The 11,724-nt window shown below is 42.3% G+C and carries 9 protein-coding genes and 1 pseudogene; 6 read left to right on the top strand and 4 right to left on the bottom strand.

The genetic code is table 11. The features are described 5' to 3' along the window. Positions 1–14 precede the first annotated feature (14 nt). The 4 genes from CDZ94_RS06330 (at position 15) to CDZ94_RS06315 (ending at position 4,637) form a co-directional block, all read left to right on the top strand. Positions 15–800: an ABC transporter ATP-binding protein gene (locus CDZ94_RS06330; RefSeq protein ID WP_096435669.1), complete on the top strand. Its 786-nt coding sequence runs from the start codon at positions 15–17 to the stop codon at positions 798–800. Further along, positions 797–1,561 carry an ABC transporter permease gene (locus CDZ94_RS06325; protein WP_096435668.1) on the top strand — a complete coding sequence of 255 codons (765 nt, stop codon included), beginning with the start codon at positions 797–799 and terminating at the stop codon, positions 1,559–1,561. The genes CDZ94_RS06330 and CDZ94_RS06325 overlap by 4 nt, the downstream gene beginning before the upstream one ends. Beyond that, positions 1,558–2,562 (top strand): ABC transporter substrate-binding protein, encoded by a 1,005-nt coding sequence (locus CDZ94_RS06320; RefSeq protein WP_232735728.1) that lies wholly within the window; start codon positions 1,558–1,560, stop codon positions 2,560–2,562. The genes CDZ94_RS06325 and CDZ94_RS06320 overlap by 4 nt, the downstream gene beginning before the upstream one ends. A gap of 1,100 nt (positions 2,563–3,662) precedes the next feature. After that, positions 3,663–4,637: a nucleoside hydrolase gene (locus CDZ94_RS06315; protein ID WP_096435666.1), complete on the top strand. Its 975-nt coding sequence runs from the start codon at positions 3,663–3,665 to the stop codon at positions 4,635–4,637. Between the two features lie 184 nt (positions 4,638–4,821). On the opposite strand, the gene CDZ94_RS21645 is transcribed toward CDZ94_RS06315, so the two are convergent. The 3 genes and pseudogenes from CDZ94_RS21645 to CDZ94_RS06305 all read right to left on the bottom strand — a co-directional run bounded on the left by CDZ94_RS21645 (position 4,822) and on the right by CDZ94_RS06305 (position 9,162). Further along, positions 4,822–6,027 (bottom strand): hypothetical protein, encoded by a 1,206-nt coding sequence (locus tag CDZ94_RS21645; protein ID WP_245415706.1) that lies wholly within the window; start codon positions 6,025–6,027, stop codon positions 4,822–4,824. A 444-nt stretch (positions 6,028–6,471) separates the two neighbouring features. Then, positions 6,472–7,188 (bottom strand): annotated as a pseudogene (locus CDZ94_RS21950) (M64 family metallopeptidase); the annotation flags it as partial. Between the two features lie 588 nt (positions 7,189–7,776). Continuing rightward, positions 7,777–9,162 (bottom strand): class II fumarate hydratase, encoded by a 1,386-nt coding sequence (locus CDZ94_RS06305; RefSeq protein ID WP_096435664.1) that lies wholly within the window; start codon positions 9,160–9,162, stop codon positions 7,777–7,779. 280 nt (positions 9,163–9,442) lie between these two features. On the opposite strand from CDZ94_RS06305, the gene CDZ94_RS06300 reads away from it, so the two are divergent. Then, a complete protein-coding gene (locus tag CDZ94_RS06300) occupies positions 9,443–9,811 on the top strand; it encodes a DUF2512 family protein (protein ID WP_096435663.1) in 369 nt (122 codons plus the stop codon). A gap of 189 nt (positions 9,812–10,000) precedes the next feature. Here the strand turns inward: CDZ94_RS06300 and CDZ94_RS21185 are convergent, their stop codons facing one another. After that, positions 10,001–10,144, bottom strand: coding sequence for a DUF3918 family protein (locus CDZ94_RS21185; protein WP_157811947.1), 144 nt, complete (start codon positions 10,142–10,144; stop codon positions 10,001–10,003). Positions 10,145–11,056: 912 nt separating this feature from the next. On the opposite strand from CDZ94_RS21185, the gene CDZ94_RS06295 reads away from it, so the two are divergent. Beyond that, on the top strand, positions 11,057–11,434 hold the full coding sequence (locus tag CDZ94_RS06295) for a DUF1761 domain-containing protein (RefSeq protein WP_096435662.1): 378 nt from the start codon (positions 11,057–11,059) through the stop codon (positions 11,432–11,434). Positions 11,435–11,724 lie beyond the last annotated feature (290 nt).

The raw sequence follows: 11,724 nt of genomic DNA, 5'->3' as shown, positions 1-11,724 counted from the left end.
GGGGAAATGAAGTAATGGAAAATCAGTCTGTCTCTCACTTAACCTTTGAGAAGGTCACATTTGGTTATTCTCATGGAAAAAAACACGCTCCCATTTTTCAGGACATCAATCTCTCCATTTATGAAAAAGAATTTGTGTCAATTCTAGGTCCAAGCGGGGCGGGAAAGTCTACCTTTTTCCGCCTAGCAGCAGGGCTTGAACAGCCTCAAAGCGGAAGGATTACGATTCATAATGAGGAAGAAAAGGATCGTCTCGGAAAAATCGGATACATGCCCCAGCAAGGTTTACTGCTTCCTTGGCGAACGGTTTTAGAAAATGGACTCCTTCCACTAGAGATCAAAGGGATGGATAAAAAAGAAGGCGTGGTAAAAGTAAAAGAGCATATGAAGAAATTTGGGCTTGAGGGTACAGAAGACTTCTATCCTCATCAGCTTTCTGGTGGGATGAGGCAGCGTGTATCCTTTTTACGGGCGATCCTCGGGGGAAACGACATTCTCCTACTGGATGAACCGTTTAGCGCATTAGATTCGATGACGCGGTTTATGATGCAAGAATGGCTTTTAGAACAATGGCATACATGGCAAAAGACGATTATTTTTATTACGCATGACATAGAAGAAGCGATTTTTCTTTCCGATCGCATCTTAATGTTAACCGATTCACCTAGTCAAAAAGAGATTCATGAGAGAAAAGTGCCCATAAACCGTCCCCGAAAAGAAGTAGACCGCAGTCACCCTCTGTTTATGGAGCTAAAACAAGAGCTATTCAACAAGATGAAAACGAAGGATCGTTTACAATGAAAAAAATCATCAACGAAACGTTTCGCTATGGAAGCGCCGTTATGTTAGCCCTTGTCCTTCTCGTTGGTTGGGAAGTGGGGGCTAGGCTTTATGATAAGCCTTATGTACTTCCTTCACCGATCGGGATTATCCAAAAGCTTTGGGAGTTAAAAGAGGTTCTTCTATCGGTCCATTTGCCTGCTACGTTACAAGTGATTGTCATCGGGCTTGGCATATCTGTCATCGTCGGAGTAGGCTTAGCCGTATTAATGAGCCGTAGCCCTCTCGCGGAACGCACTTTTTTTCCGTTTGTCATTGCCTCGCAAACGATTCCAATTATCGCTCTAGCACCGATCTTTGTGCTTTGGTTTGGCTATTCAATATGGAGTAAGGTTGCGGTCACGGTGTTAATTACCTTTTTTCCGATTACAGTCAGTACCTTTGACGGCCTGCGTTCGACGAGCAAAGAATTGCAGGATTTATTACGAACGATGGGAGCTAATTCACGACAAATTTTTTTCAAGGTAAAAGTCCCATCTTCCCTCCCGTATTTTTATTCAGGCTTAAAAGTAGCCGTTACGCTGAGTGTGATTGGCGCAGCGATTGGAGAATGGCTCGGAGCGAGTGCAGGACTTGGCTACTTTAGTAGAAGAATGATGACGCAAATGGATGGCGCAGGTGTCTTTGCGCCAATTGTTCTCTTATCGATTTTAGGTATTTTGCTCTTTTTACTTATAAAAGTCATTGAAAAAATAACAACAAAATGGAGAGACCAGTCATGAAATTAGCGATGAAAGCGACCTTCCTGATGATGCTTGTTATGATGGCAGGCTGTAATAGTGGGGAAGAAAACAGTGCAGCAAAGGAATCTGAAGACTTACAAGAAGTAGAAATTATGCTCGATTGGTATCCTAATGCTGTTCATAGCTATTTATATGTAGCAGATGAAAAGGGTTATTTTGAAGAAGAAGGGCTGGATGTGGATATTATTTTTCCAACCAACCCGACAGATCCGATCAACTTAGCAGCGACAGGGGAAGTGACATTAGGCATTACCTACCAGCCAGATGTCATTACTGCTCGCAACGAGAACATTCCAGTAGTCTCGGTAGCAGCGATTGTCCGGTCCCCTCTTAATCATATTATTCATTTAGAAGGCGAGGACATTCAATCACCACGAGATTTAGAGGGAAAACAAGTTGGGTATCCGGGAATTCCGGTAAATGAGCCTCTATTACAAACGATGGTCACTGAAGATGGGGGAGACATTGATCAAGTCGAGTTGATTGATGTCGGTTTCGATCTTGGTTCCTCTATTGTCACTGAAAGAGTCGATGCGGTTATCGGGGCTTATATTAACCATGAAGTACCGGTACTAGAGCACCAGGAGCATCATGTCAATTCCTTTAATCCAACAGATTACGGAGTTCCAAGCTTTTATGAATTAGTGATGGTAACGAATGAAGATCACTTAGAAGAAAATAAACCTGTCATTCAATCCTTTTGGAGCGCCGCTCAAAAAGCTTATGAATTTATGAAAGAAAACCCAGATGAAAGCCTCGATATTCTCTTTAGTCATGAGGACCAGGAAAACTTCCCGCTCATTCGAGAAGTAGAAGAAAAAAGCCTCGACATTTTATTAGCAAAAATGGAAGATGAGGGCGAACCTTTCGGAAGCCAGTTTGAAGAATCATGGCAAGAGACGATCGAATGGTTACATGAAACAGGATATATTGAAGAAAAACCAGATGCTGATGGCATCTTTATCAATTTAGTAGAGTAATAAAAAGGTAAAACAGGGACTGATCGTTACTAGATCAGTCCCTTTTGTAATTTAAAAGTTTATGAGTATGTCATTATCTCAGAAATCATTCATATGAGAAGCATATTATACTTCCGCAGAAGTGTCGTGGTGTCTTCGGGCCTTTATAAGTAAGGCTGTTTTCTAAAAGATTGTTGTTCATGACACAAAATATATAAACTGCGACATAACCTACCGCTTCGGAAATACACTACGCTTTCCGCGGGCTCGCGCTGAGCCTCCTCGTTCGCAAAGTGCGCTCACTGTGGGGTCTCAACGTCTTCGCTTTCCCGCTGGAGTCTACGTGTATTTCCTTCGCTTGTATAGTGCTTTGTAAATTCATCACATTGATGAAGTATGAATCATTTCTGAGCTAATGACATACTCACAATATCTATTATTCGGAGTTCATCCCTTTTCACAGCTTCCACACGTCCTTTCTGGCTTTATTAGCCCACCTTTTTGGACGCACACTATTCATGATTTGCCCTCGACAATACGTGGCTCAATGTCGAACGCGGTTTTACCCCTACAAACAACCGCTTCCCATCTGTATAGCCCCCGTATTTGATCTACCATAATTAAAAATACATTAGGTTTCACTTTTAAACTCACTCCCATTCAAAGCTTTACTACCTTAAATATATTCAACTCAAGAGCAAATTACACGATAAAGCGCTCCATATAACCCCGATTCTCCCTTAATTTGACTGGTGTAAAGCCGTTCACTAGCTTCACTTTGAACCCTATTATGAAGGAGAGGCTTCAGCTGCGAAGATTAAAAGCAACAATACATACGAAAAGAGCCATAATTAAAAGTGAAACATTAAACATGGCTGATGCCTTCATAATTCTGAGCAAAGGGGATAATCATTTAAAAGTTTAGATCCCGGTCGCTCAGCACTTTAGTATAGCGATCTCCTATAGGAACTCGTGATAAGACTAAAAATTTGAGAGCAGGATTCGGTTTTCGAAGCGAATGAATGGTTAACAAGTTTACATAAAGTGGAACATTACATGAATGCCTAACATAACTAATTATGAGTGGGAAATCTGGCTTTTATGAAAAATGAGGAAAAGGAATGAGTTCTTTGAAAAATGTCCTTTTATTTGCAGACCCAGGTGTAGATGATGCTTTTGCAATTATGTATAGTGTCTTGCATCCAGACATTAATGTAGTCGGCATTGTAGCCGGTTACGGAAACATTGAAGTCGAAATAGCCACGAGGAATATTGCAACAATTTTAAATATATTAGACGTGGATATCCCTATTTATGGAGGGGCTAATCAACCGGTTTCTGATGTTTATGTCGAGTTTTATCCGGAAATCCACGGTGTCGAGGGTTTAGGCGATTTTGAGCCAGAAGGTTTAGGGTATCAGTTAACGAATTTTACGGATCTTTATGAAGTGTTTGATTTATATGATGATGTATCTGTAGTTGAAATTGGCAGAAATACAGGATTAATGGTGGCGTACATGCTTGGAAAACAGAAAATGGAGCAAGTGAAAGATTACTATATCATGGGTGGCGCTTTTCTTGTACCGGGCAATGTAACGCCAGCTGCGGAGGCTAATTTTTATGGAGATCCTGTTGCCTCAAAATTTGTATTTGAAAACATCGAAACGCATGTGTTTCCTTTAGATGTAACCGGAGAAGCACTTGTTTCACCAGAGATGATTGACTATATTATTGAGAACTCGCCAGTGGAATCGATTAAGGAGCCGATTCAGTTAATGTTTAGTTTCTACAATGAGGTTTATCAGGAGTTTATACCAGGGTTAAATGGAGCATTGATCCATGATATAGTACCGCTTATGTATTTAACAAACCCTGAGATGTTCACGATGATTGAGCGGGAAGTATATATTGAAACAAGCACTGGACCAGGCCGGGGGGAGAGCATTGCTGATTTCCGGCCAAACTATGGGTTAATCCCTGAGGAGGAAAAGCCTGAAGAGGCGGAAAAAAAACAATTAATTGCTTTAGAAATGGATTACAGTGAATTTTTCCGACTGTTTTTGGAAACATTCGTACGCGACCTGCCTGAAGAGTGATGCAAAAGGACGGGAGAAAAATCGCATCTAATTTCTTTTCGTAGTGAAAATCCATGCGATTTCTTCTGTGAATTACCTGTTTCTACATCTCGCTTTTTTCGACTATGCTTACTTTTAAGTTAGTTAATATCGGGTGGAGGACGTTATCCCCCCACCCGACAAAGGTTGGTCATTAAATAGACCGTTACATACCTGTGCACTCACCAGTTGTAGGACCATCAACGACATTAGCAGCTTCGAAGTCGGTGACATCGGCACTATTACCGGCGCACGCTAATGGACCGTTGACTGAGTTACCTGACAGGATCGGTCCGTACTCGCCGAACTGCTCATTCGCAGAAATTTGAATGTTATCGGAAAGAGTGAGACCGCCATTAAATGAGTTCCCAGCTAAAGTCACATCGTTTGAAGTTCCAGTGATTTGTGATTTTCCATTTACGTCCGTTCCGAATATCTGTACTACACTTGCATTTTCGGAACGAAGGCCGCCATTGATCGAGCTATCTGATACCACTACCGCAGCTCCGTTCTCTACCGTGAGACCACCGCGTATTTGAGTGTCATCAAGGCAGGTCACTCCCTCGGTGACGGTTAGACCGCCGTTATGGTTGCCGGTGATCGTATCCGTGCAAGCAGGTGATTCTCCTGGTAGAACGGTCGCTTGGAACGCTTCGGCATCACCGATGTTACCTGCTGCATCGATGGCCCGGTGCTCAATGGAGTGTGTACCAAATCCAGGGACGAATGCGCCTCCTGGGTCGTCCTGACCAAAGGACTGCTCAAATGTTGCTTTCGACAGTCCTCCAGTGCCGAGGTTGCCGTATGTCAGTGCTTTCACATCGGTACCAGAGTGTGAGAGCTTGAACGGTGTACCTTCGGGTTCCTCAGGAAATCCGAAGTAGTTGTACCAGCCTTGACCATTAAGTCGAAGCTCACCCACAACAAACCCAGGCTGGTCGTCCTCAGGCTCAAGGAGCATGTTGAACTCGTTGAAGTACACGTTGTGTTCGCCATCACCTGACAGCGTAGTGATTGGATCAGACAGTGTCCTAGGTGCTGCTGGGAAACCATTATCTACCGTCCAGCTAATCGTGTCCGCATCAACGTCTGGATCATCTGGGTCGGTCACAGTTACGGCCAGCTCAGAGCTATCCTCGGGCAAATCCAATTCTCCGAGGTTAAGGAGACGGCTGTTGTGTGCGTCTACTATTTCCTCTCCGTTTAGTTTCCAAGTAACGTTAAGCACCCTATCGTTCGGATTGGCGGTTTGGACAAAGACTACCTCGTTGTATGCAAGGGCACGCTCCGTTGATGTATAGTTGGTGAATTTTACATCTACCTCCACCTCTGGAAGAGGCTCACCTACTGTCCACTCCCTAGTCTGGGTCATTCTCGGACCTTCGAGGTAGTACGGGTCGCGTACAAAATCTGTTTGGTCCTGCACCGTCGCTATGACAGTGTCACCGTTCTCCAGCTCTAGGCTTGCGAGCTCTAAGTGGCGACGATTGTGCGTATCTGATATTTCCTCGCCATTAATCTCCCAGGTCACATCTAGCACGTGGAACCTTGGCTGCATCGTCTCGATCCAGAGAACATCTTCGGTGCCAACCTCTCCCTCAGGTGTGGAGGACATTGGCATCTCACTGGCGTTACGCATTCCAGTAATACGTTGGGTCATGTGTTCTCGACTGACCTGATCGAAGTAGAAGCCAGTATGCCTCATCATCGAGTGTTCGCTAGGACGCCAAACGTTAGAGCTGTTATACAACCCGCTCTCGTAGCCATCGGGGTCAGCGGCACGAATGATACCGCCAGATTCGCTCTCTTCACCTAGCCAGCGCCACCACTTGGCTTCATTTTCGATCATCTCTTCTGACGTCATGCGAGTATGATGAATGGAGCTTGGCTCTTCATCCGGGTGGGCAGCACCAGGAACTCCACGATCCCAGTAGGGATACTCGTCTTGAAGGTTGCCTAAGGAGTGCCCTAGCTCGTGCAGAGAGACGAGTGGTCCTTGAGGGCTCCCGCCGGAAGTTGTGGCGTGGACGCCGCCGATGCCACCATATGTGAAAGTGTTGGCGAGCACTAACGTCTGGATGTTCTGTGCGTTGGCAGAAATGCCAAGCTCTGGTGCCACGTAATCCTCGATTATACTAGTGCGAGCTTGTGCTCCGCCGGATCCATACGTGATGCCGCGCGCGAGTTCGTCTGCAGGACAGTTATTTGCAAACTGTAGATTGAAGACTGTGTCACGCCTGATATTCCCATCGTCGGGATCACAGCTGATACCGGAATCATTTGAAGGACTTTCGATCATGTACACGTTGAAGTAGTTGCGGTAGCTGCGGAACGGTTCAACGCTCCACTGAACGTTTTGGTTTCTGTCGACATCTTCGTGGAACTTGTCCATCTCATCGGCGGTGTAGCCGTCGCCAAAAATTACCAGATTAAGCCGTTCCTCGGGAGGACCAGAAACCTGGAGTGGGATAATGTTTACATCACCTACCTCAAGGTGTTGTTCTTCTCCTTCTTGTGCAGCAGCGAAGTTCATACTCGGCAGGAGGAGTACAATGATAAGACCTATCATGGCAGGAAATGAATGTTTTTTCACATACATTTAATCACACTTTCATTTTATATTCACAAGGCCTTGTGTAATGTATATTTTGTCACAGAGTTATGTAGCGTTCAAATTTTTGTCTGATTATTTTAAAAATTCGTAAAATAGTACTATTTAAAAAGGGGGTTATAGCAATTTAAAAGTATAGGTTTCGTGTTGAATAAAAAAGTTTTGACGGTGTATCCAGGTACGAGGGTGACTATGTTATCTATTTGGCCGTATTCTTAATACGAAGGAAACAAATAGAAATGATCGTTAATTTGTATACAAAACTAAACACTGATTTATAAATTTTACTTTAGACCGATTACTCAATACCCTGCAATAACGATTACAGGGTGTGAAATCTTGGGAATGTTAGAATGGGTGAACTGTCGTACTTTTGAAGGAGTCAATCGACTATATATGGGAGGGTTTCTAATGTAGGGCGTTTTGTTATTAGCTCAAAGTAGTACCCTATGGGAATTAGAAAGCTGAGGCAAAAAATCAACAAACAGGATTAACATTTGCGTTAAATGGCTAAACCATCCCTTCAGGCTTTAATGCTTGTTCAATTTCTTTTGTTAGCAGACCTTTTTCTTGAAGGATTTGTATTAAGGTTTTGTCTTCTTCATCAGCTTGTTTTCCAACTTGCGAAGCGAGGTCGTATCCTAAAATTGGACTTAGTGCAGTAACCAATGAAAGACTGGAGTCCATCCAATTTTTGCAGATTTGTTCATTTGCTTGAATGCCTGTAATACATTTCGATACAAGCGTTGGAATCGCATTTGACAGTATTTCGATGGATTGTAGCAAAGTGTAAGCGATCACCGGCATCATCACATTAATTTCTAACTGACTTGCTATCCCCGCTGTAGCTATTGCTGCTTCATAACCGATAACTTGGCAGCACACCATATGCACCATTTCTAAAATAGCTGGATTTACTTTCCCAGGCATAATCGTGGAGCCAGGTTGAACAGAGGGGAGGGTGATTTCAGCTAACCCTGTTCTTGGGCCTGAGGTTAGTAATCGCAAATCACTTGTAATTTTAATTAAATGAATGGCCAACTCTTTTAGTGCCAGCATGGTCCGTATCGGGGCACTTGTATTTTGCATAAATGTAAAGAGGTTCGCTGGTTCTCGAAAAGGTAGTTTTGTACGATTACAAACGTTAGTAATAACTTTTGGAGTATAGGCCGGATGTGAGTTGATCTTCGTTCCAGTTGCATTGCCACCTAAGCCAATTTCATACAATGCTTGGGTAGTCTCTTCGATCTGATGGTAAATGGCATTAATAGTTCCCGCATATCCCGAGAATTCTTGTCCCAATCGCATGGGTACGGCATCGTGTAAATGAGTTCTTCCGGATTTCAATATGGGCATGAACGCTTCCGATTTTTTGTCAAGTTCCTGTTGTAGTTGCAATATGGCAGGGAGCAGCCTTTGAACGATATTTTCTGTAGCTGAGATATTGATCGCAGCATGAAAGGTATCGTTTGTTGATTGTGACATGTTTACGTGATCATTAGGATGAATGAGATGAGTATCTAAAGAACCGCCTACGATTTCTGATGCTCGATTCGCAATGATTTCATTGGCATTCATATTTTGTGCTGTCCCAGCTCCAGCTTGGTACACATCAACTACAAAATGGTCATCCCAACGACCTTGGATGACTTCTTCAGACGCCTCTAAAATGGCCTTTCCCATCTCGATAGGAAGCATACCTAATGCCATGTTTGCTTCTGCTGCCGAAGCTTTAATGATTCCTTGTGCTCTAATAAACGACCGAGGTAAGCGCATTCCGCTAACTTGAAAATTTCCAACAGCACGTTGGGTTTGGGCCCCATAATAAGCTGCTTGAGGAACCATTATTTCACCCAAAGTGTCTTTTTCTTTACGATAGTGGTCGGATGGTATCATATTTCTCTCCTTAAATTTTAATTCTTATCGGATTGTATCTTAGACGTTATGGTCTCCAATGGTGTTGTGTAATAACCAATGAATCCTCCAGATAAGGGGATTTTAGTTTTATCAATTCTGGATAGTGGACTTTTAAAATGATCTAAAGCAAGCCCTATACAATTAACTACCAACAGCCTGAATTAGTAAAAGAGAGCAAATACAAACTGACACCGTAATTAAATACATCGAAAGTGGAGCACACTATACTCAAGAAAATGTTTAAGGGAGGTTTTTTAAAATTAACCACGTAACAGCGCTTAGTATAAAGTTAATGATCATCGCCTCTGCTCTTTTCATTATCATGACAGGATTTTATGGTTACGACGGAGGGACTACATTTGGGTTAACTCTGATCATTGTAGGCTTGAGTTATGTTGTAGGGGATTTAGGAATTTTGCGGGTGTCAAACAACGTTGTCGCGACTATTGCTGATATAGGATTAATAACGGTAGCCATTTGGTTAATTGGCTCGATGATTTATAGCGGGGGTGTACCGTTTTTCATTGCTTTCATAACCTCTTTAGTCATTGGAGGCGGTGAATGGTTCTTCCACAGATTTGTGTTAAACTCCGTCCTTTCTTCTAAAGATCCTTCTCCTCAACGATAAGATCAGGGAAATGAACAATACGAAGGCGCTTGAGGGTTACTCCTCAAGCGTTTTTACTTTAATCAGGAAGAGTACGCTGTGCTAAACCGGGAGTTATTGACACATGTGCTTATACACGCACAATTAGCTTAAAAAAGGGGGGGGGGGAACAGCTTATCTAAGGTAAGCTGTTCTAAACTTTCGATGTGGTTAACGGCGAGAGTGGTTCCGTGATCGTTGGTTTCCGTTATTGCGCCGTCTCATTAAACCGACAGCAGCTGCCCCTACGCCAAGGCCTACGAGTGACCGCATTAGACCGTTACGATTACGGTTGTTTTGTCCCATACCAAACATGTAAACATCCCCTTATCGGTTGTAGTTGCTTGAATGGACGAATTCGTTAACCAATTCGCCATCGGAGTCATTTTGTTTGAAATAATCCTTACTTCAAACATTAATTAATATGAGGTTAAATTAGGGTGATTAAACAAGGTGGTTGTTTCCATTATTGTAGGTCGAATGCTAAAGTTTTTCACACCCACGACCCTACGTTTCCTCCATTTGTCTATATTTACATGGATAAACAGGAACTAAACTTTCAATGAAGAAAAGGTTCTGATAAATGATTAACGAGTTCTGTTAGGGAGAGAGAAACTAACTAAGGCTAACTCGCGCACGATTTGGTCATCTTCTATTGGTTGTAAAATCAATGTTTTTAGCTATTTTGAATAAGGAAATATGAGTATGTCATTAGCTCAGAAATTATTCATATTAGAAGCATATTATACTTCCGCAGAAGTGTCGTGGTGTCTTCGGGCCTTTATAAGTAAGGCTGTTTTCTAAAAGATTGTTGTTCTTGACACAAAATATAAACTGCGACATAGAAGTAGATTAATTTCTGCTCCGGACAGTCGCTTTCCGCGGAAAGCGTAGTGTATTTCCGAAGCGGTAGGTTATGTCGCAGTTTATTTCAGCTGCGAAGATTAAAAGCAACAATACATACGAAAAGAGCCATAATTAAAAGTGAAAAAGTAAACATGTCTCATGCCTTCATAATTCTGAGCAAAGGGGATAATCATTTAAGGAAATACCTTTAGCTTCGATTTAACGGACATTTATGTAATTTATCTCTAGGATAGGATAGAAGCAACGTAGTAAAAAATGGTATAATTTCAGTAGTGAATTTCCTTCGGTGGTTGGTGTAGAGGCAGCTTGGGAGTACCCTTTGAATTTGTATACTAGTAAAAAGAGAAAGGAGGGTGTTGTTTGATTTTAGCTATCATAATTGGAGTAGTATTATATATGGTAAGTGGGATGATATATTATTCAGTATTAGGAAATCGATGGGTAAAATTATTAAATATTAAGCCAGAACAACCCAATTACGGAATGCTCACTTTAGTTACATTATTAACCTCTATTATTTTGTACGCTGTACTTCAATTATCACACGCAGAAACATTAATGGATGGAGCATTAATGGGTGGGGGAGTAGGAATAATAGTAGCTCTTGCCTATGCAAAAGATTTTATATTTGGGTTAGGAACAAACAGTACAAAACCTGTATCTATCTATTTCATAGCTGTTGGGTATCACCTGATTGCCCTAACAATTATCGGAACTGTTATGATGTTTTTTATTTAGTGGAACTCAAATGAAGTATAGAGCGTGTATACGAGTAGGAGTAGATTAACTGTGGATACAAAAGAAAACCCTATGGGTAATTAGAGGCTACTGAATAAGTAGCATACGCCTACATGGCAAGAGGGTATACTCTTTCTCATGGAGAGAATCTGTAAGGAAATAACGCTCCTTTTGCCAACACCTGATTTTGAGATAAACATGGGAATAGCTACGGGGTGCTGCTGCAATGGCCAGCAGGAAAAGCAACAATGGCTTTTCTTGCGACGAAGAACCGCAGGAGCAGCAGAAAA

Origin of the sequence: Alteribacter populi, from assembly GCF_002352765.1 — a bacterium.
Taxonomy (GTDB): Bacteria; Bacillota; Bacilli; order Bacillales; family Salisediminibacteriaceae; genus Alteribacter; species Alteribacter populi.
This window is presented reverse-complemented; position numbering and strand designations above follow the sequence as displayed.

Excerpts from the sequence above, each read along its gene's own strand:
- CDZ94_RS06330 (WP_096435669.1), top strand. The coding sequence starts at position 15 with ATGGAAAATCAGTCTGTCTCTCACTTAACCTTTGAGAAGGTCACATTT.
- CDZ94_RS06320 (WP_232735728.1), top strand. The coding sequence starts at position 1,558 with ATGAAATTAGCGATGAAAGCGACCTTCCTGATGATGCTTGTTATGATG.
- CDZ94_RS06305 (WP_096435664.1), bottom strand. The coding sequence starts at position 9,162 with ATGATACCATCCGACCACTATCGTAAAGAAAAAGACACTTTGGGTGAA.
- CDZ94_RS06325 (WP_096435668.1), top strand. The coding sequence starts at position 797 with ATGAAAAAAATCATCAACGAAACGTTTCGCTATGGAAGCGCCGTTATG.
- CDZ94_RS21185 (WP_157811947.1), bottom strand. The coding sequence starts at position 10,144 with ATGTTTGGTATGGGACAAAACAACCGTAATCGTAACGGTCTAATGCGG.
- CDZ94_RS06315 (WP_096435666.1), top strand. The coding sequence starts at position 3,663 with ATGAGTTCTTTGAAAAATGTCCTTTTATTTGCAGACCCAGGTGTAGAT.
- CDZ94_RS21645 (WP_245415706.1), bottom strand. The coding sequence starts at position 6,027 with ATGACCCAGACTAGGGAGTGGACAGTAGGTGAGCCTCTTCCAGAGGTG.